We start from the raw sequence: 24,434 nt of genomic DNA on the forward strand, positions 1-24,434 counted from the left end.
TTGGCCTAGCGGCCGCCGTTGACGTGCAGCGTCTGACCGGTGACGAAGCCGGATTCGTCGGAGGCGAAGAACGCGACGACGTTGGCGATATCGATCGGCTGGCCCACGCGACCGAGCGGGGTCGCCGACGCGGCGGCCTTCTTGAAGTCCTCCTTGTCGACGCCGACGCGGGCGGCGGTCGAGTCGGTCATCGGGGTCTCGATGTATCCGGGGGCAACAGCGTTGACGTTGATGTTGAACTTGCCGAGCTCGAGTGCCAGCGTCGAGGTGAAGCCGATGATGCCGGCCTTGGCGGCCGAGTAGTTGGCCTGGCCGCGGTTGCCCAGCGCCGAACGGCTGGAGAGGTTGACGATCTTGCCGTACTTCTGCTCGGTCATGTACTTGGTCGCGACCTTGCAGGTGTTGAAGGCGCCGCGCAGGTGCACGGCCATGACCATGTCCCAGTCCTCTTCGGTCATCTTGAACAGCAGGTTGTCGCGAATGATGCCGGCGTTGTTGACCAGGATGTGGATGCCGCCGAGCTCGTCGACGGTCTTCTGCACCGCAGCCTCGACCTGGTCCATCTTCGAGACGTCGCAGCCGATCGCGATGGCCTTGCCGCCGGCGAGGTTGATCGCCTCGACGGTGCCCGCCAGCGAGTCCTCCTTGAGGTCCACCGCCGCGACGGCCGCGCCGCCCTTGGCGAGCGTGATCGCGATCTCCTTGCCGATGCCCTGGGCAGCGCCGGTGACGAACGCTACCTTCCCGCTGAAGTCATGAGCCATGGGTGCGCTCCAAAAATCGTGGTGTTAGGTCCATCCCTGAGTACACCACGCCGGTAGTTCGCACCGCTAACAGGGGTCCTTCGGCGCGCACGCATTGAACACGGCGCTCACGATGGCATGGAGCGCGACGATCGACAGCCCGAACCGACCCCGAGTCGGTAGCGCTTGGGTCTAGGGTCGGTTGAACAACCGGCGCGAGGAGCACACGATGCACGAAGGAATCGGCCGCTCGGGCGGCACCGACTATCTGCGGCTGTTCGAGGAGCTCGGCGACGAGGATCGCGCCGTCTGGGAACGCGCCCGCGACTTCGTGGACGACGAGGTGCTCCCGGTCATCAACGGGTACTGGGAGAAGGCCGAGCTGCCGTGGGAGCTGTTCAAGCGCATGGGCGAGCTCGACATCCTCGGCGGCGGCGTGCGTGGCTACGACGGGCTTGGCCTGTCCCCAGTCGCCGACGGTCTGGTCGCGATGGAGCTCAACCGCGGCGACGGCAGCGTCGCCACCTTCAACGGCGTCCAGTCCGGCCTGGTGATGCGCACCATCGACATGCTGGGCTCGGAAGAGCAGAAGCGGTACTGGCTGCCCCAGCTGGCGAAGGTCGAGAAGATCGGCGCGTTCGGCCTGACCGAGCCCGACCACGGCTCGGACTCGGTCGCCCTGGAGAGCTCCGCGCGTCGGGACGGCGACCACTGGGTGCTCAACGGCCAGAAGAAGTGGATCGGGAACGGGTCGATCTCGGACGTGACGATCATCTGGGCGCGCGACGAGGCGGACGGCGAGGTCAAGGGCTTTCTCGTCGACACGACCCTGGACGGCTACGCGGCCGAGCCGATGACCGGCAAGGGCGTGATGCGGGCGATCTGGCAGGCGGAGATCACCTTGACGGACGTCCGGGTCTCCGAGGAGGACCGCCTGCCCCACGCGACGTCGTTCGCGCAGACCTCCCGTGTGCTGGCGAAGACCCGCGGCGGCGTGGCCTGGAGCGCGCTCGGCCACGCGCTCGCGGCCTTCGAGATCGTGCACTCCTACGTCCAGAAGCGTCAGCAGTTCGGCCAGAAGCTCGCCGAGTTCCAGGTCATCCAGCACAAGCTCGCCAACCTGCTGTCCGACCTGACTGCGATGCAGCTCTACTGCTGGCGGCTTGGGCAGCTCAGCTCGGACGACGAGCTCGAGGAGACGATGGCGTCGCTGGCGAAGATGCACAACACGACGAAGGCGCGCGAGATCATCGCGACGGCGCGCGACATGATGGGCGGCAACGGGATCCTGCTGGACTACCACGTCATCCGGCACATGTCGGACATCGAGGCGATCCACACCTACGAGGGAACCGAGACCATCCAGGCGCTGCTGGTGAGCCGCGACCTGACCGGCGAGTCGGCCTTCACGTAGGACATAGGAAGTCTGCGGGTCAGCCCGCGTCGATGACCGCCGGACGGTCCTTCACGCGGGTCATGAGCAGCAGCCCGGCCAGCAGCACCAGGACGATCCCGATGATCCCCCAGTACTGCGTCTGGTCGCTGCCGGTCACCCACGAGCCAATGAGGACGAACAGCGCGAACATCGCCGGCGACAGGAAGGACACCGCGCGGCCGGTCGTGGCGTAGAGGCCGAAGATCTCACCCGACTTGCCCTCGGGAATGATCCGCGCGAGGAAGCTGCGGGACGCCGACTGCGCCGGCCCGACGAAGATGACCATCAGCATGCCGAAGACCCAGAAGACGGTCTTGCCGGCGTCGTGCAGGGCGAAGATCGCGATTCCCAGCGCGACGATCGCGGCGAGCGAGAAGAGGATGACCCGCTTCGGGCCGAGCTTGTCGTCGAGGGTTCCGATGGCGATCGTGGCCAGGCCCGCGACGACGTTCGCCGCGGCCCCGAACATGATCACCTCGGCATCGGTGAACTCGAACGTGCGGGCGGCGAGCACCGCGCCGAAGGTGAACACGCCGGACAGGCCGTCGCGGAACAGCGCCGAGGCGAGCAGGAACTTCATCGAGTCGCGGCTGGTGCGCCAAATCCGCTTCACCGACTGCCATAGCGCCTTGTAGGAGTCGACGACGCCGATCCGCGGCGCCTTCTGCCGGCCGGGGCGATCCCGCAGGTTCAGCCAGGTGGGGATCGTGAACAGGACGATCCAGGCCGCGCACACCACCATCGAGACGCGGATGTCCATCCCGTTCTCGTTTGTGACACCGAACAGCCCGACGTCCGGCGCGATGAACAGGAAGTTCAGCAGCAGCAGGCTGACGATGCCGCCAAGGTAACCCATCCCCCAGCCGAACCCGGAGACCTTGCCGACGTTCTCGGCGGTCGCGATGTCGTCCATCGCGGCGTTGTAGTTGACCTCGGCGATCGCCGCGACGACGTTGCCGATGCCGAGCAGGATCAGCCCTGGCCACAGGAACGCCGGATCGGGCTCGATGAAGAACAGCGACGCTGCGACGGCGGCCAGCAGCCAGGTCATCCAGCGCCAGTTGCGTACCGTCGTGCCGTGCCGGTCGGAGTTCTGCCCGAGGACCGGAGCCAGCAGGGCGATGAACAGGCCGGCGAGCGCCGTGGAGACGCCGAGGGCGAGGGAGGTCGTGTTCTCCGAGCCGAACGAGTCGCTGGTGACATAGACGGCGAACACGAAGGTGACGATGACCGTGTGGAAGGGCTGCGTCCCCCAGTCCCACATCGCCCACGAGAGGACCTTCTTCTTGGAGACCACGCCTCCGGTGCTGAGGGCGGCGGTCTCTCCGGTCCGAGGTTGGAGGCTCGAGGGGCGCATGGCGTCATGGGTCACGCGACGAACTTAACCGGGCACGGTGAACTACGGAAGTCACCGCGGATTCAGAACGGCCACGAGATGGCCCGCCGAGGAGGGCGGGGAGTTGACCGGCCGCGGATGCTTACAGATCGGGGAAGAAGATCTTCGCCTCGCGCTCGCCGTTCTCCGGCGAATCGGAGCCGTGCACGATGTTGCGGTTCATGACGGTGGCGAAATCACCACGGATGCTGCCGGTCTCGGCCTTGACCGGATCGGTCGCGCCGGCGAGCTGGCGGAAGGCGGCGATCGCGTTCTCCCCCTCGGCGACGATGGCCACCAGCGGGCCTGAGGTGATGAACTCGATCAGATCGGGGTAGAAGGGCTTGCCCTCGTGCTCGGCGTAGTGCGCGGCCGCAGTCGACTCGTCGATCGTGCGCAGCTGCATCGCCACGAGGGTCAGGCCCTTGCGCTCGATCCGGCTGACGACCTCGCCGACGACCTTCTTCGCGACGCCGTCCGGCTTGATGAGGATGAGCGTGCGCTCGACAGACATTCGGTTTCTCCCTGGGATGCGTGCGGACCGCCGTACATCCTACGGCCTTCGACACGGTCATCGATGAGCGCGCAACGGGCGAGACGCGCGGGCCGACAATGCCCCCGACCACGACCCCCAACATCCACCCTTCCACGCTCGCTGTTCGCTCCCGGACGTCAGTGCTTCCAGGTCCCGAGCAATGCATGGCGTCGCCACAGGCTGCACGGCTGGGTACTGCCCTTGCGAACGCCAAGACAAGGGAATCCGGGCATCGGGTCCGCGTCGTATGGAATTGACGGTTCGGCGATTCCTAGCTCGGCGCACATCTCAGGCGAGGCGACGTACACCTCGATGGGGATCGCGATGAAACCCTCGAGCGGCTGATAGACGTTGAAGAACAGCTCACACGCACAGGAAGCGCCGAGGCCCTGCAGGCGTTCCAGGAGGCGCGTTGACCTCGGAGCCGCGCGCCTTTGGTACTCCTCGATCAACTCCGGGCCCGTGCACTCCAGTCCGCACAGCCGATAGACGTAGCAGACAAGGCATTCCGACGGGCGCACCTGCATGACGTCGTCGGCGATGGCGGCAAGCTCACGCTCTAAGACGCGTAGGAACTCCTCAGGTGAGTATTTGCTGGTCATGCGGTCTTCCTACCGAGGCTGCGCGGAAACGCGCAGCGAGCGGTGGCCAGACTGTGGATAACTCTCTCGGTGTGGATAGGCGATCCACTTCCCGCCACGGAACTGGTATCTCGTCGACGTCTTCGGTACAACCAGCAGTCCCTGTTCTCGTCGGTGATTTGTAGGCTCGGCGGCATGATGGGTGAGTCGGACGAGGTCCGGGCGGCGTACGACGCCATCGCTGCCGACTACGCGACCCACTTCCCGAGCACGGAGCCGGAGGCGGCGATCGACCTGGCGATCCTCGACCACTTCGTAGCGTTGCTGTCTCTGGACCGCCCGCAGGTTCTTGATGCGGGATGCGGGACGGGACGGATCGGCCGCTATCTCACCGATCGTGGGTGCCAGGTGACCGGTGTTGACCTCTCCGCCGGAATGGTGGCGATGGCAAGTCGGCATCATCCCGACCTGCGGGTTGCCGTCGGCTCGATGACCAGGCTTCCGACCGGGGACGAGCGGTTCGACGGCGCCGTCTACTGGTACTCGATGATCCATCTCCCCGACGAGGCGCTGCCGAGCATCTTCGCCGAGGCCGCTCGCGTCGTACGGCCGGGTGGGCACGTCGTCGTGGCCTTCCAGAGCGGTGACGGCATCCGCGACATCGGCGAGGCGTTCCGGCGATTCGGGCACGACGTACGACTCGAGCGCCACCACCGGTCGCTGGACGTCGTCCTCGCCGTCGCCGCGGCCCACGGGCTATACCCGGTAGCCCAGCTCACCCGAGGTCCGATTGGTGCGGAACGCGATCCGCAAGCGTTCGCGATCCTCTGTCGCGAGTGTGAATCGTCCTAGGTTCTGTGCCGCTTCTATACGGGGAGCGGTTCTCGGTTGAGACTCTTGTAGTAGGCAGCCTCGTATTCGGCTGGGCTGCTCATGCCGAGGCTACCGTGCAGCCTGCGGTGGTTGTACCAGTCGACCCAGCCGGCGGTCGCGTACTCGACGTCAGCGATCGTCTTGTACGGGCCGTCGTGGAAGATCGTGGTGCGGATGCACTCGGTCTTGTAGAGCCCATTGATGGTCTCCATGAGCGCGTTGATGCTCCTATAGTTGTCAACTGCGGATCTCGCCGGTGTGGGGGTCCGTTTTGACCAGGTGGTAGACCTCTCGGATTACGTAGCGTTTCAAGCATCGGATAATGTCGCGTTTGGACTTGCCCTCGGCGGTGCGGCGGGCAACGTAGGCGATCGTTGGTTCGTGGAATCTCATCCTAACGATTACGGTGCGGTAGATCGCGGCATTGAGCTGTCGGTGCCCGCCACGGTTGATGCGATGTTTCCCGCAGGTCATCCCTGACCCTGCCGGAATGGGACTGATGCCGGCAAGTTTCGCAAACGCTGCTTCACTTTTGATGCGCTCGGGGTTGTCGCCGACGACGATGAGGATCTCCGCGGCGGTATCAACGCCGATGCCGAAGCGATCCAGCAGATGCGGTGCCCGCTGGGCCACGAGGTCCTTGATCATGGCCTCTAGCTCCGTGATCTCGTCATTGAGTGCGATCCAGCGTTTCGCGATCGAACGCAGTACGTGGCGGTTGGCATCCTCCGGGGTATTCAGCCCGCGTGGACGCAGGAGAGCACAGTGGCGAGCGATCATCTTCTGGGTCTTCCCGGCTGTTTCACGGCGCAGGTCTTCTGAGGCGTGGACGAGCATGGCTTTGAGCGTGACCATCGCCCCGGTCCTGTCCTTGACCGCTGTATCGTGAGCGACCTTCAGCTGCCGGATCATCTCTACCGCACCGTCGGCGCTCTTGGGGACTGCGGTGGCGAATCCCGCCAGTACGGCCCGGGCGGCGTTCTCAGCATCCAGGGTGTCTGACTTGCCGTTCAGGCGCCGTAGCCGGCGATCCGGCCGGGCGACCTCGATGACTTTGTGGTCATGCCGCCTCAGGAATGAGGTGAGTGCAGCCCCATAGGAGCCAGTTCCCTCGATGCCGAAGGCCATGATCTTCCCGAACCCACTGGCCCAGTCCAGCAGCTGCTTATAGCCCGCAGCATCAGTAGCGATCGTGAGCGTGGCCAGGATCCCGCCGATAGAATCCATCACAGCAGCGACGTGGATGTGCTTGTGGGTGTCGACCCCGATGACGACGTGCCCGGATCGGGCGGCCTCTATGGTGGCCATAGCTTCTGGTCCTCCTGCCGATTAGCGTGGGTATCACGCTGTCGCCGGCGGGCGGACAGGACTGTCATGGGGACGCTTTGACCAGGCTGCTCCAGGCTCCTATTAGGTCACGCCCGATCCGGCGGCAGCGCTTGCTGCGCGCCCGGCCGGAGGCTCGACAGATCAACGCTGAGGCACCCTGCGGGCCAATCGTAAGCATGGGTCAGAGCACTCCGGCCGGGACTACCCGATTCTTGCGGAACCCGGTAGAAACAGACTGACAGTCGTATGCGTCGCCGACAGTCCCGATCGACGGCGCGATTCCATCCAGAGCGAGCTTCTCGGTATACGCCACGGAGGTGTACTGAGACCCGGCATCGGAGTGCGCGATAAGCTGCCGCGGCTGGATCTTGTGACCGTCACGCTCACGCACCCACAGCGCCATCCGCAGCGGGATCATCACCAGATCGGTCCCTCGGGCGGTCTGGGCGTGCCAGGCGACGATGCGTTGAGAGAACACATCGAGAATGAACGCGACGTATACCCAGCCGGCCCAGGAACGCACGTAGGGGAAGTCCATGACCCACGCGTAGTCCGGGCGCGGTGCGGTGAAGTTACGATCCAGCAGGTCCCCGGCACGCACGCCATCCTTGGACGCGATGGTGGTGCGGATCGCCTTAGCGCGGGTAATCCCGGACAAACCGAGCGCAGTCATGGCGCGGTCCACAGCGCCGCGGGACGCGTCCGGCAGCGCGGTGCGGCGGATGAACGCCGTCATCTTCTTGCGGCCGTAGAGGCCTTCGGGAGTCATCTTGCGTCGCGTGCTGCCGTCAGATGCGATCACGTTCTTCCAGGCGGCCGCACGGACCGCGTCGAGGACCATCGCATCGGTGACGGTGCGCGCGGCGACCGGTATCGTGCGCCAGGACCGGTAGGTGCGTGCAGCGATCTTCACGCCCTGCTCGCGCAGGACGCGGATGATCGACTCGACTGCATACCCCACCGCGCGCAGCTGATCGATGAATCCCATCAGGAGCGGTTTCGGGGGTCGAGCTCCCCCGCGAAGAAAGTCGTCGCTGCCTTCAAGATCGCAACGTCCTCGCGCAGCCGACGGTTCTCGGCCTTGAGCCGTTTGATCTCAGCGGCTTCCTCGCTGGTCTGTCCATCACGCTCGCCGGCGTCGATCTCGGCCTGCACCACCCAGCGGCGCAGCGACTCGACACCGACACTCTCCTGGCGAGCTACAGCCTCGATCGCTCTCGCGCGAGACGGGTACTCGCCCTGGTGCTCACGCACCAGCCGCACCGCCCGCTCACGGGCAGCAGAATCAATCTTCCTTGGCATAACGCCATCCTTTCAACTCGAAAGGAAGCGGCATCAAACCTGGGACGGTTCAGTGAGCGTCGAAGCGCGGGTCGGCCTGATCGGTGATCCGCGTTGCTGGCCGAACGGTGGGCAGTGGACCTGCACGACTCATCCGCGGGTCACGTGAACCAGCACCCAGCGAAGTCTCTACGCGCACTGCGTGCGCGATCAACGCGCGTGTGGTGGTTAGAGGTCGGGGCGGGCCTTGAGCTGGGTGTGCAGGCGCCCCGCGTACCACCACATGGCGGCGAACACGATGCCCAGCGGGAACATAGCCCATACCCAGAAGCCCATCAGAATGACGGCGGCCTGCAGCACCCATCCCGCGTGATAGGCCCACGGCTTCTTGATGAAGCCGCACAGCAGGACGAGGCCGACCACGACCGCGATGATCGCACCGAGCCGGAAGCCGGTCAGCCCGACGCCGAACTGCCGGATCGTCGCCGGCACCATCAGCACCACGATCGCCTCGAGTATCAGCAGGGCCGAGTAGATGCCCCGCATCGACTTCTCGAGCCGGACCTTGTCGACCGGCGGCAGCCCGCGCTGCTCGACGGCGTCGCTCATGCCTTCTCCCACGGCTTCTTGCGATCCGGGTTGAACAGCTTGCGCGCATCTCCTGCGGTGTAGACCGAACCGGTGACGAGTACGCCCACACCGGCGAAGTGCTCGCCCTCCTCGGCGAGGGTCACCGCGGCGTCGATCGCATTGGGTAGATCAGGCTCGACTACCACCCGGTCCGCGCCGAAGTACTCGACCGCGATCCGCGCGGTGGCGTCGATATCGTGCGATCGCGTGGAGTTGTTGCGGGTGATGACGATCTCGTCGAGTACCGGTTCGAGCTGCTCGATCATCCCGGCGATGTCCTTGTCGGACGACGCTGCGAACACGCCGATCAGCCGTGAGAAGTCGAAGGACTCCTGCAGCGTCTGTACCGTGGCCTTCATGCCCGCCGGGTTGTGGGTAGCGTCGATGACCGTCGTCGGGGAGGTGCGCACGATCTCCAGACGCCCCGGGGAGGTCATCTCGAAGAAGGCCTCGCGGACGACGTCCTCACTCAACGTCTGCGACGACTCCGCGCCGAAGAACGCCTCGACGGCAGCGAGTGCGCAGGCGGCGTTCGATGCCTGGTGCTCACCCCACAGATGCAGCAGCAGCTCGTCATAGCGAGCCGCCACCCCCTGAATGGACAGCATCTGCCCGCCCACCGCCCCCTGCCGGTCCACGACTCCGAACTCGATGCCCTCGCGGGCAGCGACCGCCCCGACCTCTACGCACCGGCTCAGCAGCACCTCAGCCGCCTCCTGCGTCTGGGCCGCGAGGATAGCCGTGGACTCTGGCTTGATGATGCCCGACTTCTCCCTGGCGATCTGCTCGATCGTGTCACCGAGGTACTTCGCGTGCTCGATGCCGATCGGCGTGATCACAGCGATCCGCCCATCCGCGACATTGGTGGCGTCCCAGGCACCGCCCATGCCGACCTCGACGATCGCGACGTCGACGGGCGCGTCGGCGAACGCCGCGTACGCCATCGCCGTCATGGTCTCGAAGTACGACACCGGCACCTGCTGCGCGTCGTCGGGGATGCCGTGACCGGCGTCCACCAGCTGCAGATATGGCTCGATCTCCTGGTAGGTCTCGACATAACGCTGCTCGCTGATCGGCTCGCCGTTCAGACAGATCCGCTCGCGCGAGGACTCCAGGTGCGGGCTGGTGAAGCGGCCGGTGCGCAGCCCGAGGGCGCGAAACAACTGATCGATCATCCGCGCCACCGACGATTTCCCGTTGGTGCCGGTGATGTGGATGACCGGATAACGCGACTGCGGCGCGTCCATGAGGTCCATGAGCGACTGCATGCGCACGAGGGAGGGCTCGATGCGAGTCTCCGGCCACCTGGCCTGTAGCAGCCTCTCGACCGCTTCGGCGGTCAGCTCGGAATCACTCACTAGGCGACCCGGCCACGATCGCGAAGCCGGCCTCCGCCCCCTCGGCGACCTCGATGCTCGCCGCTCGAGCCGCGCCCTTCAGATCGTCGGCAACCAGCCGGACGACGTCGGCGTTGGGAGCGGTCACGCGCACCGCTGCCACCTCGTGGAAGCCCTTGATCCCCGCCTCCGACTTCGCCTTGCGGATCCCCGCAATAGCAGCGATCGCGGCGTCGAGGACGGCGGCATCGCTGTCATTCTTGCGAAGTGCGCTCGACTCGGGCCACGACTGCAGGTGGATCGAGCCCTGCTGCCACCACGACCAGACCTCCTCGGTGACGAACGGGAGGATCGGCGCGAACAGCCGCAGCAGCACCGATAGCGCCTGCGACAGGGCGCTCTTGGCCGAGTCTGCCCCTGGTCCCTCGCCGTACGAGCGGGACTTGACCAGCTCGACATAGTTGTCGCAGAAGGACCAGAAGAAGGACTCAGTGCGCTCGAGCGCCACGGCGTAGTTGTAGTCCTCGAACGCCTTGGTCGCGGCGTCGACGACATCGGCGAGGGCGGCGAGCATCGCCAGGTCGAGCGGTTCGGTCACGGGCTTGTCGGCGTCCGCCGCGCTCGCGCCCGTGCCGAGAGCGAACTTCGAGGCGTTGAGGATCTTGGTGGCCAGGCGTCGGCCGACCTTCATCTGCGCCTCGTCGAAGGCCGTGTCGGTACCGGGCCGGCCCGACGCGGCCCAGTAGCGGACGGCGTCCGACCCGTACTGCTCGAGCAGACCGATCGGCGTGACGACGTTGCCCTTCGACTTCGACATCTTCTTACGGTCGGGATCGAGGATCCAGCCCGACAGCGCTGCCGCCTTCCACGGCGTCACCCCGAACTCGAGCTCGGAGCGGACGACGGTGGAGAACAGCCAGGTGCGGATGATGTCGTGGCCCTGGGGGCGGACGTCCATCGGGAAGACGCGCTGGAACAGGTCGTCGTCACTTCCCCACTTGCCGGCGATCTGCGGGGTGAGCGACGAGGTCGCCCAGGTGTCCATCACGTCGGGATCGCCGACGAACCCGCCGCTCTGGCCGCGCTGGGACTCCTCGAAGCCCGGCGGCACGTCGCTGGACGGGTCGATCGGCAGGGTGGCCTCGTCGGGAACGATCGGGTCGTCGTAGTCCGGCTCGCCGTGATCGTCGAGCCGGTACCACAGCGGGATCGGGATGCCGAAGAACCGCTGGCGGGAGATCAGCCAGTCGCCGGCGAGCCCCTCGACCCAGTTCTCGTAGCGGTGCCGCATGTGCTCAGGAACCCAGCGCAGGTCACGGCCGCGCTGGATCATCCGGTCGCGGACCTCGGCCTCGCGTCCGCCGTTGCGGATGTACCACTGGCGGGTGGAGACGATCTCGAGCGGGCGCTCGCCGCGCTCGTAGAACTTCACCTGCTGGGTGGTCGGCTTCGGCTCGCCCTCGATGGCGCCTGCCTCGGTGAGCTGCTCGACGACCTTCTGCTTGGCCGAGTGCGGGGTCAGCCCGGCGAGATCGGCGTACGCCGCCCGACCGGTTTCGGAGGTGATCGCCTCGGGTGCCTCGGCGATCAGGCGGCCGTCGCGGCCGATGATCGCGCGCGCCGGCAGCTGCAGCTCGCGCCACCACGTCACGTCGGTGGTGTCGCCCCAGGTGCAGATCATCGCGATGCCGGAGCCCTTCTCGGGATCGGCGAGCTCGTGTGCCACGACGGGCACCTCGACTCCGAACACCGGCGTGGTGACCGTGTGCCCGAAGAGGTCGACGTACCGCTCGTCGTCCGGGTGGGCGACCAGCGCGACGCACGCGGGCAACAGCTCGGGACGGGTGGTCTCGATGAACACCTTCTCGCCGTCCGCCTTGGCGAACCCGACCCGGAAGTAGTTGCCCTGGCGCTCACGGTCCTCGAGCTCGGCCTGGGCGACCGCCGTGCGGAAGGTGACGTCCCAGAGCGTCGGGGCCTGCTGGTTGTAGGCCTCGCCGCGGGACAGGTTGCGCAGGAAGGCCCGCTGCGAGGTGGCTTGCGAGTGGTCGTCGATGGTGCGGTACTGCATGCTCCAGTCGACGGAGGCGCCGAGGGTGCGGAAGACGTTCTCGAAGGCCTTCTCGTCCTCGACGGTGAGGATCTCGCAGAGATCGAGGAAGTTGCGCCGCGAGATCGGCACCTCCTGCTTGCCCGGCTTCTCCGGCGGCGTGAAGTCCGGGTCGTAGGGCACCGACGTGTCGCAGCGGACGCCGTAAAAGTTCTGCACCCGCTTCTCCGAGGGCAGCCCGTTGTCGTCCCACCCGATCGGGTAGAAGACGGCCTTGCCGCGCATCCGCCAGAAACGAGCGACGGTGTCGGTGTGCGTGTACGAGAACACGTGCCCGATGTGCAGGGCGCCGGAGGCCGTCGGCGGCGGGGTGTCGATGGCGAAGATGTTCTCGCGCGGCTGGGTCCGGTCGAAGGCGTAGGTCTGCTCCGACTCCCAGCGCGCCACCAGCTTGGCCTCGACGCCGTCGAGCGTGGGCTTTTCGGGCAGCGCGGAAGAGCCGGGTGAAGCAGAAGTCATGCCGTGCATTCTATTCGGCCGGCTCGTTCCGCAGCGCCAGCCGGTCCACGGTGCACTTGGCGCGGCGGTACGGCCGCCGCGGGCAGGCTCACAGGCGACGCGGTGTGATACCCAAGTGGCTATGACTGACATCTTCACCGGCGTGGGCGTGGCCCTCGTCACGCTGTTCACTGAGTCCGGAGACGTCGACGTCGAGACGACCACCGAGCACGCCGTCCGGCTCGTGGACGAGGGCATCACGAGCGTGGTCGTGGGCGGGTCGACCGGTGAGGCGCCGACGCTCACCTCGGCAGAGCGAGCCGAGCTGGTCCGATCGGTCAAGTCGGCGGTGCGCGTCCCGGTGATCTCCGGAACAGGCGCGGCGAGCGGCCGGCAGGCCGCCGAGCAGACCCGCGACAGCGTGCAGGCCGGGGCGGACGCCGTCCTGGTGCTCTCCCCGATCCGCGCGAACGACCCCACGGCCTACTACCGGGCGGTCGCGGCCGAGCTCGACGGGACGCCGATGCTCGCCTACCACTTCCCGGTGATGAGCGCGCCCGGCATCCCGGTCCCGCTGCTGGCTGATCTCCCGATCGCCGGCGTGAAGGACTCCTCCGGTGACGTACGCAGGCTGATGCAGACCATCGACGCCTTCGGCGGAGCCATCTACTCCGGGGCTGCCCCGCTCACCCTCTACTGCGCGGCGCTGGGACTGCCGGGCATGATCCTCGGTATCGCGAACGCCGCGCCTGCCGACTCGGTCGCGGCCTGGAACGGTGACGTGCGTGCGCAGCGGCGCCTATCGGCGCTCGACACCGGCGCGATGGGCGAGTTCCCGGCCGGCATCAAAGCCGCGACCGCGAAGGCCTTCGACACCAGCACTGTCTCGCGCATGGGCAACTAAGCATGAGCCGCATCTAAGCCGATACGCGGGAAGTCAGCTGCGTCGACGGCCAGCTCGTTCGGCGAATCGATCCAGCGCAGCCAACACGTCATGTGCCGCCCAGTAGTGATCGCGCTTGGTGAGTTTCGCCTTCCGCAGCACTCCTAGGTCCTCGAGCGGGTTGAGGTATCGCGTGGCGTTCTTCACCGGAATGCCTAGGTCGGACTCCAGCGAGCGAGTTGTAAGGACCGGATGGCGGATCGCGAGGTCGGCGATCTTCCAGACCGCCGAGTCGCTTCTTGCCGAGATCCGCTGAACCCAATCAGCGCGCACGTCGCGAAGCTCGGTCACGAGCTGTCGACCATTCTCGATCGCAAGCAGCGAGGCGTGAGCAGAGAGCTTCACGATCTCGTCCGGATTGCCCTCGCGATATGCCGTCAGCGCCTGGTGATATCCGTGTACATCTGTCAGCAGCCCCGCCGAGACAGGGACCGTCACGTTTCGGGTAAGTCCCTTCTTGCGCAACGCTGCGTGAATGAGGGCGCGTCCCGTGCGCCCGTTTCCGTCCGGGAACGGGTGGATCGTCTCGAACTGAGCGTGCGCGATGGCGGCCTGCTGCAGGATCGGTACGTCATCTCGACGGAAGTACTCGACGAGATCGTCGATCGCGTCCGGGACACGCTCGTAGTGCGGCGCCACGAAGTCTGCTCCCACTGGGGTGCGAGACGATGTCCCGATCCACACCTGGCAATCGCGCCAGCGGCCCGCGATCGCCGGCTCGACGTCCCCGAGAAGCGCTCGGTGCATTTCCAGGATGGTGTCGGGATCGAGATTGTTCGACAGGTCGACGGCAGATTGCATCGCCACGGCGTTACGCGCGATCAGTTTCGCGTTGCCTCGGCTGTCATCGCCAAGCAGGGCGAGCTCGATGGCCTTCGCCGACGAGCTCAGGTTCTCTATCTGACTGGATGCCGCAGCCTCGGTACGGAGCAGGATTGACGAGAAGGGCGCAATCTCGCCGCCCATCTCCACGTCGAAGCGTGAGATTTCGTTCTCGGCCTCACTGGCCGCAATCGCTGTCTCGGTCGACGTCATGTACGTCGCGCGGGCGATTCGTGGCGGCACGGCGGCGAGATAGGGCCCCGTGAGCTCCTCGATTTCTCGTTGGCGCGCGCGGTGCGACGTCCCTGGGTCGGGGAGATCGGACGGAGTCCACAGCAACTCTTCGTAGTCGAGTCTGGGCCAGCCGCTGCCTGCGGCGGACCCTGAGACGTCGAGACCAGCGGAGCTGTCCATCACGACCCGCTTAGTGAACTATTCACGAGCTCACTCCGCAAGTCGATCTGAGGACATGCAACGATTCTAACTTCACTTATCTTATAAGTGAAGACGAAATACCGTTTCGTCCTCATTTGCGATCAACTCGGCGGCGAGCGTCTCGATCAGCCGTGAGCGCACCGCTAAGTGATCCACGATCGGCTCCTTAGGCCGACTTGGACTCCGGTGCGCCGTTATCCTTGGACTTCGACTTCTTGCGGTTCACCACCGTCGGGTAGACCTGCGACTCGACGGTGTCCTTGGTGATGATGACCTTCTCGACGTTGTCGTCGCCGGGGATGTCGTACATGACCCCCATCAGGACCTCTTCGAGGATCGAGCGCAGTCCGCGGGCGCCGGTGCCGCGCTTGATCGCCTGGTCGGCGATGGCCTCCAGCGCCTCGCGCTCGAACTCCAGCTCGACGCCGTCCAGCTCGAACAGCCGCCGGTACTGACGAACGAGGGCGTTCTTCGGCTCGGTGAGGATGTTGACCAGCGCGTCGCGGTCGAGGTTGGTGACCGACGCGGTGACCGGCACGCGGCCGATGAACTCGGGGATCATCCCGAACTTGACGAGGTCTTCGGTCATCACCTGACCGAACACGTCGGTCGTGTCGATGTCGGCCTTCGAGCGGATCTCCGCACCGAAGCCCATCCCCTTCTTTCCGACGCGTGCCTGGATGATGTCCTCGAGCCCGGCGAACGCGCCGCCGACGATGAACAGCACGTTGGTGGTGTCGATCTGGATGAACTCCTGGTGCGGGTGCTTGCGCCCACCCTGCGGCGGGACGGCGGCCGTCGTCCCTTCGAGGATCTTCAGCAGCGCCTGCTGCACGCCCTCGCCGGAGACGTCGCGGGTGATCGACGGGTTCTCGCTCTTGCGGGCGACCTTGTCGATCTCGTCGATGTAGACGATGCCGGTCTCGGCGCGCTTGGTGTCGTAGTCGGCGGCCTGGATCAGCTTCAGCAGGATGTTCTCGACGTCCTCACCGACGTAGCCGGCCTCGGTGAGGGCGGTCGCGTCGGCGATCGCGAAGGGCACGTTGAGCATCCGGGCCAGCGTCTGGGCGAGGTGCGTCTTGCCGCAGCCGGTCGGGCCGATCATGAGGATGTTGGACTTCTGCAGCTCGACCGCGTCATCCTTGGGCTTCTCGCCAACGGATGCCCGCACCCGCTTGTAGTGGTTGTAGACCGCCACCGCGAGGGCACGCTTGGCCTTGTCCTGCCCGACGACGTACTCGTTGAGGAAGGAGAAGATCTCGGCCGGCTTGGGCAACGCGTCGAGCTTCACGTCGCTGGTCTCGGCGAGCTCTTCCTCGATGATCTCGTTACAGAGGTCGATGCACTCATCGCAGATGTAGACCCCGGGCCCCGCGATGAGCTTCTTCACCTGCTTCTGCGACTTGCCGCAGAAGGAGCACTTGAGCAGATCAGCGCCTTCACCGACACGTGCCACGCGTTACCTCTTCCCTACCTGCCTCACGCCGAGTTCGACGCATATTCGAAGGTACTCGCTGCGACCGACAACGAGACGTCTTTGCGCCGGGCGATTCACCACTACTTCGGAGTTCTGGGCACGCTGGCCTCTCACGGCTCACTCTCGCACCACAGATCACGGCCAATTACAGACATGACCTACCGGGACGACGGACCGCGAGAATGCGTCAGTCATGTCACTTCGCGGGGACTCACCGGGGGAGGAAACGATGGCACATCACAAGACGGGGCCGTGCACACTACCGTGCTCGATGGCGCTGACGTCGGTGACGCGTCGATCGCGCAGGAAAGCGACCTTGACGATTACAAGCACGGCATCGGCAACGACAACTTCTCCGCCTACACCATGCTGGCCTTCCGAATCGGACCATCGGTCACCGTAGTGCTTTTGCACGAGAGCGCCCAGATACCCGACGACACCGGGGTGCGACTCGGCCTCGCGCGCCAGATCGCCGAGGTTCTTGCCGAGCAGGTCACCCACGCCCTCTGACCGCCTGGAAGTCACTCCTCCACGTAGCGCCGGAGAGTTTGCGGTACGGCGTCGTCCTTGGTCTCCTCACCACCGCAGCCGCGCACCCACAGGGCGATCGGAATACGCCGCGGCTCGGGCTATTCACGAGTACTTGCCCGGCGCTGCTGGCATGGGCCAGATTGCGAACTCGCATCCTCGGCGGTTGTCGGCTGACCTGCTGCTTTCGGCCGGAACTCTCCAGCCGGCGGCTTCGTCCGTAGCGGCATGGAGAATGCACGGGCGGATGTAATCGATGATGACGACATCGATCCCAGCCGACGGTACCGACGGCTCAGGGTAGTTAGCATCGTCTGTATGATCACCGCTGCGTGGATATTCTGGCGAGAAGAAACCCGCGGCATGCCGCTCGATGACGCAAGAAAGGCGGCAGACGCAGCGTTATCTCATACGGTGTCGAAGCTCGACGCGACCTACGAGCTCGGTTTCGTCGAGGTCGGTCATGACCAGACCAGAGTCGACGAGAAATGGGTGGACCGCGGCCCAAGGGCCGGCGGCCGCACCATCGAGACTTGCTGGTACACCTCACCGGGATGGGTTGCCAAGACCGACGAACTTGGAGGCGCAGCACTCCTGGAGACGTTCGCGAGCAAGGTCTCTCCGCCCTTCGGGGCGTGGGCCTTCCGCCCCCTCCCCTCCGGCCCCTTGGTGCGCTCCAGTTACGTCAGCAGCCGGGCCGAGACCGAGGAATCAGTCGTGGTGACGGTCCGCTCGGTTGATAGCGGAATAGAGGTCAGGGTCGTCTACACGACGGTCGTCCACGTCGGGGACTGCCAATAGCGCCCTCGTCCGTCATGCCGCGGCCGCCGAAGGTGGTCGCGGCATGACAGAAGTGCCCAGCTTCACGTCGATGCACGCCGAACCCAGGTAGACGCCCTCACCGAACTTCTTCCACCTGTTGTCGGTGTCTGGTGACTAATCGTCCCAGCTGGCACCGGAGAGCTTGCGGTACGGCATCACCGTGTCGATCAGGCCGTACTCCTTGGCCTCGGCCGCCGAGAAGATCTTGTCGCGCTCGATGTCCTTCTGGATCTGCTCGATCGGCTGGCCGGTGTGCCGGGCCAGCAGCGTCTCCAGCAGGGCACGCATGCGCACGATCTCGTTGGCCTGGATCTCCAGGTCGGAGACATAGCCCTCGCCACCGCCGGAGGGCTGGTGGATCAGGATGCGCGAGTTCGGCGTCGCCGCCCGCTTGCCCTTCGTGCCCGCGGCCGCGAGCACTGCCGCGGCAGAGGCCGCCTGACCGAGGACGACGGTGGCGACATCGCAGTGCACGAACTGCATCGTGTCGTAGATCGCCGTCAGCGCGGTGAACGAGCCACCGGGCGAGTTGATGTACATCGTGATGTCGCGATCGGGATCGTCCGACTCGAGCGTGAGCAGCTGGGCCATGATGTCGTTCGCCGAGGCGTCGTCCACCTGCACGCCGAGGAAGATGATGCGCTCCTCGAAGAGCTTGTTGTACGGGTTGGACTCCTTCACGCCGTACGACGTCCGCTCGACGAACGAGGGCAGGATGTACCGGCTCTCGGGAAGCTGGATGCGGGACTGTCCGCTGAGGTCGTAATTCATGGTGATGTCTCCTTAGCGGCGTCCGCCGGAGGGAAGGTCCTCGGCGCGGCTGATGATGTGGTCGACGAAGCCGTACTCCTTGGCCTCCGCAGCGGTGAACCAGCGGTCCCGCTCCGAGTCCTCGGTCACCTGCTCGACGCTCTGGCCGGTCTGCTCGGCGATGATCTCGGCCATCTCGCGCTTGGTGCGCTTGAACAGGTCGGCCTGGATCTTGATGTCGGACGCCGTACCCTGCACGCCCGCGGAGGGCTGGTGCATCATGATCCGCGCGTGCGGCAGCGCATAGCGCTTGCCCTTGGCCCCCGCGGACAGCAGGAACTGCCCCATGGACGCCGACAGGCCCATCGAGTAGGTGGCGACATCGCACTCGATGAACTGCATCGTGTCGTAGATCGCCATGCCGGCGGTCACCGAGCCGCCAGGTGAGTTGATGTAGAGGTGGATGTCGCGCTCCGGGTCCTCCGCGGCGAGCAGCAGCATCTGCGCGGCCAGCATGTTGGCGACTTCGTCCATGACTGCCGACCCGAGGAAGATGATGCGCTCGCGCAGCAACCGGTCATAGACCGAGTCAGAGAGGTTCATGCCAGAGCCGCTGGCCATCATCGGGCTGGGGTTCACGTCAGTGCCTACCTTCTCCTGCCTGCGCAGCAGGCGGTCCGTCATTTCGGCTTGCACGACATTAACGCGGTTTCAGAGCCAAAGAGTCCCGAGAACCGGCTCGTTCGCTGTCAGCGCACGAGCGCCGTCCAGGATCGGATTCCGCCCGGCCTCGGCAGCAACCGCGAGCATGAGCATGGCCCCGGACCTGAGGTGGTCCGGGGCCATGTCGGCAGCTGTGGTGATTACTTGGCGTCGTCCTCGGAGGGCTCGGCGTCGGTCCGAGTCTCGGCATCGGTCTGCGCCTCGTCCTCGTCGTCGACGGCGACCGTCTGGCCGAGCGAGGCGATGGCCTCCTGGCGAATGGCGTCGAGATCGAGGACGTCGCCCGACGACCCCTTGACCGTGACCTGGGTGAGCACGTAGTCCAGCGCCTTGTGGCGTCGTACGTCGGCGACCAGCGCCCCGACCTGACCGGCCTTGGCGATCTCGTCGGCGAACTGCTGCGGCGCCATGCCGTAGCGGCCGGCCTGCTGGATGATGTACTGCGTCATCTCGGCGTCGTCGACCTCGATCTCCTGGTCGTCGACGATCTGGTCGAGGACGAGCTGGGCGCGCAGGCTCTTGTGCGCGTTCTCCTCGATCTCCTTGTCGAACTCCTCGCGGGTCTTGCCCTGCTCCTCGACCCACTTCGTGAGGGCGTCCTCGTCGTGGTCGAAGGAGTGCACGGCGTCGTGCTTGCGTGCCTCGAGCTCCTGCTCGAGCGCCCCCTGCGGAAGATCGAAGTCCACCTTCTCGACGATCGCCTCCATGACGGCGTCGCGTGCGGTGGCGATGCGAGCAAAGGACTTCGCACGCTCCAGGCGCGTGCGCAGGTCGGCCTTCAGCTCGTCGATCGTGTCGAACTCCGAGGCCATCGAGGCGAAGTCGTCGTCGAGCTCGGGCAGCTCCTTCTCCTTGACCGACTTCACGTTGACGGTGATGTCGGCGGACTTGCCGGCGTGCTCGCCGGCAACGAGCTCGGAGCTGAAGGTCTTCTCGTCGTCGGCCTTCATGCCGACCAGTTGCTCGTCGATGCCGGGCACGAGCTGGCCGGTGCCGACCTCGTACGACAGGCCGCTGGCCGAGCCGCCCTCGATCTCCTCGCCGTCGAGCTCAGCCTTCAGGTCGATGGAGACGAAGTCGCCCTCGGCGACCTCGCGGTCGACGCCCTTGAGCGTCGAGAAGCGCTCGCGCAGTCCGTCGATCTGCTCGTCTATCTCGTCGTCCTCGACCACCGGGTCCTCGACCGTGGCCTCGACCTGGGTCAGGTCGGGGACGGCGATCTCGGGGCGGATGTCGGCCTCGGCGGTGAACTTGAACTCGTCGTCGGTGATCTCGGTGACCTCAACCTGCGGCTGGCCGATGACCTTCAGCCCGTTCTCCTGGCACGCCTCGGCATAGGCCTCGGGCAGGGCCTCGTTGACGACGTCCTGCAGGACGGTGCCACGACCGACGCGCGCCTCGAGGATCTTGGCCGGAACCTTGCCCGGTCGAAAGCCGGGGACGCGAATCTGCTGACCGATGCGCTTGTACGCCGCGTCGAACTTGTCCTTCAGCTCATCGAACGGCACCTCGACGGCCAGCTTGACCCGAGTGGTGCTCAGGTTCTCGACGATGCTCTTCACAGATTCTCCTCGCGGTTGTGCTTTGGTCGCGGTGGTCGCTAGGTTTCGCGTAACGCACCTGAATGCTTGTCGGGTCGGCGGACGCGCCAGTGGCTCCGGGTGGCCCAGCGGTTCAGTCTAGGTCGTGCCGCCGCGACGGGCGCAAGGCAGGTACACGACGAGAGGACCCATCATGTGCTTCGCGCCCGACGCCACCCCTCCCCCGCTGCCCAGCGGCCGGTCCCCGCTGTCCGGTGAGGACCTCACGCTGACCTCATCGGACGGCGCCCAGGTGCTGGCCTACCGCGCCCGCCCGGAACAGCCCAACGGTCGAGCGGTCGTCGTACTTCCCGACGTCCGTGGCCTGTTCGACTTCTACAAGAACCTCGCCGGAGCGTTCGCTGCCGAGGGCTTCGACGCGATGGCCATCGACTACTTCGCGCGCAGCACCGAGGACGCCAACCGAACCGAGGACTTCGACCCCTGGCCGCACGTTCGTGCAACGACGGTGCCCGGGGTCCAGGCCGACGTCGCGGCAGCGAAGGAGGAGCTCGGCAGCGATGCGACATACGCCGTGGGGTTCTGCTTCGGTGGCGCGCACGCCTACTGCCTGTCGGCCACCGATCTCGGGTTTGCCGGCGTCGTCGGCTTCTACGGAAAGCCGTACAACGAGTCGAACTCCGCCCTCAGCGCGATCGAAATGACCGACCGGATGACCGTGCCAGTGCTGGGACTGTTCGGCGGCGGGGACAGCAGCATCCCGCCGGACATCGTCGAGGCGTTCGGCGCCGAGCTATCGGCGTCCGGCGTACAGCACGACCTGCACGTCTATCCTCGCGCGCCGCACTCGTTCTTCGACCGGTCGAGCGCCGAGTGGGAGGACGCCTGTCAGGATGCCTGGCGTCGCACGCTGGAATTCATGAGGCGATGAGCAGCATGCCCTGAGTGCTGCCAAGCGCGCCGATGGAGCGGATGACGGGAATCGAACCCGCGTAATCAGTTTGGAAGACTGAGGCTCTACCATTGAGCTACATCCGCGCGGCCGCGAACGGCCGTCCAGTAGTTTACACCGCCCGTCCGCCCGGATGCCGCCCGCTCCCGTCGCCTGCGTACACTGGTCGGCGCACATTCGGGGTGTAGCGCAGCTTGGTAGCGCATCCGCTTTGGGAGCGGAGGGTCGCAGGTTCGAATCCTGTCACCCCGACCAGCAACCTGGCGCTCAAGCCGGTCTTAAGTCCTTCGCGTCAAGATCCCGCGCATACTTCGGTAAATCTTCCGTTGGCTTTGCCGCGACTTTGGGCTTATCCGATTACTACCGGTACTACCGGGTAGGGCTACCTACAGCGGCCAATGCCCGCCGGGTGCAAAACGCGCCTGTGTTCGAGCAAGGAGCAAGACATGAGCGAGAAGTACACGATCGATTCACTGTTCGACGCGACCGTCTACGACCAGGACGGCGACAAGGTCGGCGGCGTGAGCCAGGTCTACACCGACGATCAGACGCAGGAGCCGACCTGGGTGTCGGTGAACACCGGCCTGTTCGGCACCAACGAGACCCTGATCCCGCTGGCCGACGCGCGCATCAGCGGTGAAGAGATCCACGTGCCCTACGAGAAGGGCTTCATCAAGGACGCCCCGAACGTGGACGCCGACCACCACCTCGATGCCGATGACGAGCGTCGGCTGTACGAGTACTTCGGCGATCGCGACTACCGCGCAGCCGAGGGCTACGACCGCGACTACTACGAGCAGAACTACCGCGATGCGGCCGTTGCCGGTGGCGGAGTAGACGTCGAGCGCGACCGTGATGTCGCCGACCGCGACCGCACGCGGGACCGCGACGTCGCCGACGGCGACGAGGTCGTGCGCCACGAGGAGCGCGTCAACGTCGGCACCGAGACCCAGGAAGCCGGCCGGGCACGCTTGCGCAAGCACGTGGTGACCGAGAAGCGCACCGTCGAGGTCCCCGTCAAGCGCGAGGAGCTGCGCGTCGAGCGCACCCCGATCAACGATGGCGACGGCAAGGCTGCTACGGGCGCCGAGCTGGGCGAGGGCGAGCAGGACATCATCCTGCGCGAGGAGCGCCCGGTCGTCGAGAAGGAGGTCGTTGCTGCCGAGAAGATCAACGTCGGCAAGACCACCGTCGAGGGCACCGAGCAGGTCCAGGCCGACGTCCGCAAGGAAGAGGTCGAGATCGACGGCGACGTCCGCGGTGACGTGGACGGCGACGGTCGCCGCGACCGCCGCTAACGCAGCGGCGGTAACCACACCGCACCGCCAATCTCGGGTGGGATGGCCTCGGCCGTCCCACCCGAGACGCGTCTGGGTGTCTAGTCCGCTCCGGCCAGCGGGTCGTACCCCGGGCCATGGTCCGCGATCGCGCCCCTCGCGATCACCTGCTGAGTGGTCACTGCGCGCTCCGCGCGTCCGTTTCCCACGAACGAGACCACCCAGTGCAGCAGCGTCGTGAGGCGCTGCTTGAAGCCGATGATGTACCAGAGGTGGACCGCCAGCCACAATAGCCAGGCGAAGAACCCCGCGGTCCGGATCGGCCCGATGCTGGCGATCGCCGAAAAACGGGAGATCGTCGCCATGCTGCCCTTGTCGACGTACTGGAAGCGCTCGGTGAAGCCGGGCCGACTCACGCGCTCGGCGATGATCTTGGCCGCGTGCCTTCCACCCTGGATGGCGACTGGGCTGACGCCCGGAAGACCGTCGAGCGCCATCATGTCGCCCACCACGAACACTTCTGGATGGTCGCGAATGGTCAGGTCCGGCTCGACCTCGATCCGCCCTGCCCGGTCGAGCTTCGCGCCGGACTGCGCGGCGAGGATGCCCGCCAGCGGAGAGGCCTGCACCCCGGCCGCCCATACCTTGCAACTCGCTTCGATCCGATAGCGCGTGCCGTCCGCGCGCTCGATGAGCAGACCGCCCGTGTCGACATCGACCACCTTGCTCTCCAGCCGGACATCCACCCCGAGCCGTTCCAGCGCTCGCCGCGCCTTGGCCGACAGCTTCTCCCCGAAGGAACCGAGCACGCGGTCGGCGCCGTCCACGAGGATCACCTTCGAGGCCCGCGTGTCGAAGTTGTGGAACTCCGACGGCAACGCCCGATAGGCGAGCTCGGCGATCTGCCCCGCCATCTCCACTCCGGTCGGCCCGGCACCGACCACAACAAAGGTCGTCAATCGGTCGATGTCAGACTCTTCCCGGCTGAGCTCAGCGAGCTCGAACGCGCCGAAGATGCGGCCGCGGATCTCCAGGGCGTCGTCGATGGACTTCATGCCGGGAGCGAAGCGGGCGAACTCGTCATTGCCGAAGTAGGACTGCCCCGCACCGGCGGCGACGATCAGCGAGTCGTACTCCATCACCATGCGCTTGTCGAACAGTCGGTAATGCACCGTCCGCTGACCGAGGTCGATGTCGGTGACCTCGCCGAGGTGGATCTGCACGTTCTTCTGCCGGCGCAGCACCTCGCGAGTGACCGGTGCGATCTCGCCCTCGCTGAGGATGCCGGTCGCGACCTGGTAGAGCAATGGCTGGAACAGGTGCTGCCCGGTCTTGCTGATCAGAGTGACATCGACCGGCTGCCCGTCGAAGGCGCGGGCAGCGAACAGCCCACCGAAACCGGATCCGATGATGACCACGTGATGACGACGCGACATGGGCTGCCTTTCTTCAGCGGACGGACACCACGATCGTACGTCGCCATGACCAGTCGCCGGT

21 protein-coding genes, 2 tRNA genes and 2 pseudogenes are annotated in these 24,434 nt (G+C 65.9%); 8 read left to right on the plus strand and 17 right to left on the minus strand.

Going from position 1 to position 24,434, the window contains the following annotated elements:
• Positions 1 to 5: 5 nt before the first annotated feature.
• Positions 6 to 764, minus strand: coding sequence for a 3-oxoacyl-ACP reductase FabG (gene fabG, locus DAA40_RS03675; protein WP_106848339.1), 759 nt, complete (start codon positions 762 to 764; stop codon positions 6 to 8).
• Positions 765 to 972: 208 nt separating this feature from the next.
• Between fabG and DAA40_RS03680 the strand changes: the two genes are divergently transcribed.
• The gene (locus DAA40_RS03680) at positions 973 to 2,157 is read left to right on the plus strand and encodes an acyl-CoA dehydrogenase family protein (RefSeq protein WP_106848340.1); all 1,185 of its coding nucleotides are present in this window, start codon (positions 973 to 975) and stop codon (positions 2,155 to 2,157) included.
• A gap of 19 nt (positions 2,158 to 2,176) precedes the next feature.
• On the opposite strand, the gene DAA40_RS03685 is transcribed toward DAA40_RS03680, so the two are convergent.
• The 3 genes from DAA40_RS03685 to DAA40_RS03695 all read right to left on the minus strand — a co-directional run bounded on the left by DAA40_RS03685 (position 2,177) and on the right by DAA40_RS03695 (position 4,690).
• Positions 2,177 to 3,550 carry an MFS transporter gene (locus tag DAA40_RS03685; RefSeq protein ID WP_199849491.1) on the minus strand — a complete coding sequence of 458 codons (1,374 nt, stop codon included), beginning with the start codon at positions 3,548 to 3,550 and terminating at the stop codon, positions 2,177 to 2,179.
• 106 nt (positions 3,551 to 3,656) lie between these two features.
• Positions 3,657 to 4,067 (minus strand): nucleoside-diphosphate kinase, encoded by a 411-nt coding sequence (ndk, locus tag DAA40_RS03690; protein ID WP_106848342.1) that lies wholly within the window; start codon positions 4,065 to 4,067, stop codon positions 3,657 to 3,659.
• A gap of 158 nt (positions 4,068 to 4,225) precedes the next feature.
• Entirely contained in the window at positions 4,226 to 4,690 is a 465-nt protein-coding gene (locus DAA40_RS03695; RefSeq protein ID WP_106848343.1) for a hypothetical protein, read from the minus strand.
• Between the two features lie 174 nt (positions 4,691 to 4,864).
• Here DAA40_RS03695 and DAA40_RS03700 point away from each other — a divergent pair, with 174 nt between their 5' ends.
• A complete protein-coding gene (locus tag DAA40_RS03700; RefSeq protein WP_199849492.1) occupies positions 4,865 to 5,521 on the plus strand; it encodes a class I SAM-dependent methyltransferase in 657 nt (218 codons plus the stop codon).
• 14 nt (positions 5,522 to 5,535) lie between these two features.
• On the opposite strand, the pseudogene DAA40_RS03705 reads toward DAA40_RS03700, so the two are convergent.
• The 6 genes and pseudogenes from DAA40_RS03705 to valS form a co-directional block, all read right to left on the minus strand.
• Positions 5,536 to 5,763: pseudogene (locus tag DAA40_RS03705) on the minus strand (integrase core domain-containing protein); the annotation flags it as partial.
• A 16-nt stretch (positions 5,764 to 5,779) separates the two neighbouring features.
• Complete coding sequence (locus tag DAA40_RS03710) at positions 5,780 to 6,850, minus strand: IS110 family transposase (protein WP_106848344.1); 1,071 nt, start codon at positions 6,848 to 6,850, stop codon at positions 5,780 to 5,782.
• Between the two features lie 262 nt (positions 6,851 to 7,112).
• Positions 7,113 to 8,173 (minus strand): annotated as a pseudogene (locus DAA40_RS03715) (IS3 family transposase); the annotation flags it as partial.
• A gap of 207 nt (positions 8,174 to 8,380) precedes the next feature.
• Positions 8,381 to 8,761 carry a DUF4233 domain-containing protein gene (locus DAA40_RS03720; RefSeq protein ID WP_106848345.1) on the minus strand — a complete coding sequence of 127 codons (381 nt, stop codon included), beginning with the start codon at positions 8,759 to 8,761 and terminating at the stop codon, positions 8,381 to 8,383.
• Positions 8,758 to 10,140 (minus strand): folylpolyglutamate synthase/dihydrofolate synthase family protein, encoded by a 1,383-nt coding sequence (locus tag DAA40_RS03725; protein WP_234356226.1) that lies wholly within the window; start codon positions 10,138 to 10,140, stop codon positions 8,758 to 8,760. Before DAA40_RS03725 ends, DAA40_RS03720 begins: the two co-directional genes overlap by 4 nt.
• Positions 10,133 to 12,688 (minus strand): valine--tRNA ligase, encoded by a 2,556-nt coding sequence (gene valS, locus DAA40_RS03730; protein WP_106848346.1) that lies wholly within the window; start codon positions 12,686 to 12,688, stop codon positions 10,133 to 10,135. Before valS ends, DAA40_RS03725 begins: the two co-directional genes overlap by 8 nt.
• Positions 12,689 to 12,809: 121 nt before the next feature.
• On the opposite strand from valS, the gene DAA40_RS03735 reads away from it, so the two are divergent.
• Positions 12,810 to 13,571 (plus strand): dihydrodipicolinate synthase family protein, encoded by a 762-nt coding sequence (locus DAA40_RS03735; RefSeq protein ID WP_158716213.1) that lies wholly within the window; start codon positions 12,810 to 12,812, stop codon positions 13,569 to 13,571.
• 33 nt (positions 13,572 to 13,604) lie between these two features.
• Here the strand turns inward: DAA40_RS03735 and DAA40_RS03740 are convergent, their stop codons facing one another.
• Complete coding sequence (locus tag DAA40_RS03740; RefSeq protein ID WP_106848348.1) at positions 13,605 to 14,846, minus strand: Fic family protein; 1,242 nt, start codon at positions 14,844 to 14,846, stop codon at positions 13,605 to 13,607.
• 187 nt (positions 14,847 to 15,033) lie between these two features.
• Positions 15,034 to 16,323, minus strand: coding sequence for an ATP-dependent Clp protease ATP-binding subunit ClpX (clpX, locus tag DAA40_RS03745; RefSeq protein ID WP_106848349.1), 1,290 nt, complete (start codon positions 16,321 to 16,323; stop codon positions 15,034 to 15,036).
• A 174-nt stretch (positions 16,324 to 16,497) separates the two neighbouring features.
• Here clpX and DAA40_RS03750 point away from each other — a divergent pair, with 174 nt between their 5' ends.
• The gene (locus DAA40_RS03750; protein WP_158716214.1) at positions 16,498 to 16,854 is read left to right on the plus strand and encodes a hypothetical protein; all 357 of its coding nucleotides are present in this window, start codon (positions 16,498 to 16,500) and stop codon (positions 16,852 to 16,854) included.
• A gap of 336 nt (positions 16,855 to 17,190) precedes the next feature.
• Complete coding sequence (locus tag DAA40_RS03755; protein WP_158716215.1) at positions 17,191 to 17,673, plus strand: hypothetical protein; 483 nt, start codon at positions 17,191 to 17,193, stop codon at positions 17,671 to 17,673.
• A gap of 135 nt (positions 17,674 to 17,808) precedes the next feature.
• Here DAA40_RS03755 and DAA40_RS03760 read toward each other — a convergent pair whose 3' ends face one another.
• The 3 genes from DAA40_RS03760 to tig all read right to left on the minus strand — a co-directional run bounded on the left by DAA40_RS03760 (position 17,809) and on the right by tig (position 20,729).
• Positions 17,809 to 18,465 carry an ATP-dependent Clp protease proteolytic subunit gene (locus tag DAA40_RS03760; RefSeq protein ID WP_106848352.1) on the minus strand — a complete coding sequence of 219 codons (657 nt, stop codon included), beginning with the start codon at positions 18,463 to 18,465 and terminating at the stop codon, positions 17,809 to 17,811.
• Between the two features lie 12 nt (positions 18,466 to 18,477).
• Positions 18,478 to 19,128, minus strand: a complete 651-nt coding sequence (locus DAA40_RS03765) for an ATP-dependent Clp protease proteolytic subunit (RefSeq protein WP_199849494.1) — start codon at positions 19,126 to 19,128, stop codon at positions 18,478 to 18,480.
• 179 nt (positions 19,129 to 19,307) lie between these two features.
• Complete coding sequence (gene tig, locus DAA40_RS03770; protein ID WP_106848353.1) at positions 19,308 to 20,729, minus strand: trigger factor; 1,422 nt, start codon at positions 20,727 to 20,729, stop codon at positions 19,308 to 19,310.
• A 172-nt stretch (positions 20,730 to 20,901) separates the two neighbouring features.
• Between tig and DAA40_RS03775 the strand changes: the two genes are divergently transcribed.
• Positions 20,902 to 21,639 carry a dienelactone hydrolase family protein gene (locus DAA40_RS03775; RefSeq protein ID WP_106848354.1) on the plus strand — a complete coding sequence of 246 codons (738 nt, stop codon included), beginning with the start codon at positions 20,902 to 20,904 and terminating at the stop codon, positions 21,637 to 21,639.
• 33 nt (positions 21,640 to 21,672) lie between these two features.
• Here the strand turns inward: DAA40_RS03775 and DAA40_RS03780 are convergent.
• Positions 21,673 to 21,746: transfer RNA gene (locus DAA40_RS03780), tRNA-Gly, on the minus strand.
• A 92-nt stretch (positions 21,747 to 21,838) separates the two neighbouring features.
• Here DAA40_RS03780 and DAA40_RS03785 point away from each other — a divergent pair.
• Positions 21,839 to 21,915: transfer RNA gene (locus tag DAA40_RS03785), tRNA-Pro, on the plus strand.
• Between the two features lie 191 nt (positions 21,916 to 22,106).
• Positions 22,107 to 22,958, plus strand: a complete 852-nt coding sequence (locus tag DAA40_RS03790) for a DUF2382 domain-containing protein (protein WP_106848355.1) — start codon at positions 22,107 to 22,109, stop codon at positions 22,956 to 22,958.
• A gap of 80 nt (positions 22,959 to 23,038) precedes the next feature.
• Here the strand turns inward: DAA40_RS03790 and DAA40_RS03795 are convergent, their stop codons facing one another.
• Entirely contained in the window at positions 23,039 to 24,373 is a 1,335-nt protein-coding gene (locus DAA40_RS03795; RefSeq protein WP_106848356.1) for an NAD(P)/FAD-dependent oxidoreductase, read from the minus strand.
• Positions 24,374 to 24,434 lie beyond the last annotated feature (61 nt).

The sequence above is a fragment of the Blastococcus sp. Marseille-P5729 genome, assembly GCF_900292035.1.
Classification (GTDB): Bacteria; Actinomycetota; Actinomycetes; order Mycobacteriales; family Antricoccaceae; genus Cumulibacter.

Bases quoted from the DNA above. Each gene is read 5' to 3' on its own strand.
- DAA40_RS03760 (WP_106848352.1), bottom strand. From the start codon at position 18,465: ATGAATTACGACCTCAGCGGACAGTCCCGCATCCAGCTTCCCGAGAGC.
- DAA40_RS03710 (WP_106848344.1), bottom strand. From the start codon at position 6,850: ATGGCCACCATAGAGGCCGCCCGATCCGGGCACGTCGTCATCGGGGTC.
- ndk (WP_106848342.1), bottom strand. From the start codon at position 4,067: ATGTCTGTCGAGCGCACGCTCATCCTCATCAAGCCGGACGGCGTCGCG.
- DAA40_RS03735 (WP_158716213.1), top strand. From the start codon at position 12,810: ATGACTGACATCTTCACCGGCGTGGGCGTGGCCCTCGTCACGCTGTTC.
- DAA40_RS03765 (WP_199849494.1), bottom strand. From the start codon at position 19,128: ATGACGGACCGCCTGCTGCGCAGGCAGGAGAAGGTAGGCACTGACGTG.
- valS (WP_106848346.1), bottom strand. From the start codon at position 12,688: ATGACTTCTGCTTCACCCGGCTCTTCCGCGCTGCCCGAAAAGCCCACG.
- DAA40_RS03740 (WP_106848348.1), bottom strand. From the start codon at position 14,846: ATGGACAGCTCCGCTGGTCTCGACGTCTCAGGGTCCGCCGCAGGCAGC.
- DAA40_RS03680 (WP_106848340.1), top strand. From the start codon at position 973: ATGCACGAAGGAATCGGCCGCTCGGGCGGCACCGACTATCTGCGGCTG.
- DAA40_RS03695 (WP_106848343.1), bottom strand. From the start codon at position 4,690: ATGACCAGCAAATACTCACCTGAGGAGTTCCTACGCGTCTTAGAGCGT.
- DAA40_RS03720 (WP_106848345.1), bottom strand. From the start codon at position 8,761: ATGAGCGACGCCGTCGAGCAGCGCGGGCTGCCGCCGGTCGACAAGGTC.
- fabG (WP_106848339.1), bottom strand. From the start codon at position 764: ATGGCTCATGACTTCAGCGGGAAGGTAGCGTTCGTCACCGGCGCTGCC.
- DAA40_RS03700 (WP_199849492.1), top strand. From the start codon at position 4,865: ATGATGGGTGAGTCGGACGAGGTCCGGGCGGCGTACGACGCCATCGCT.
- DAA40_RS03755 (WP_158716215.1), top strand. From the start codon at position 17,191: ATGATCACCGCTGCGTGGATATTCTGGCGAGAAGAAACCCGCGGCATG.
- DAA40_RS03790 (WP_106848355.1), top strand. From the start codon at position 22,107: ATGAGCGAGAAGTACACGATCGATTCACTGTTCGACGCGACCGTCTAC.
- DAA40_RS03750 (WP_158716214.1), top strand. From the start codon at position 16,498: ATGACCTACCGGGACGACGGACCGCGAGAATGCGTCAGTCATGTCACT.
- DAA40_RS03775 (WP_106848354.1), top strand. From the start codon at position 20,902: ATGTGCTTCGCGCCCGACGCCACCCCTCCCCCGCTGCCCAGCGGCCGG.
- DAA40_RS03795 (WP_106848356.1), bottom strand. From the start codon at position 24,373: ATGTCGCGTCGTCATCACGTGGTCATCATCGGATCCGGTTTCGGTGGG.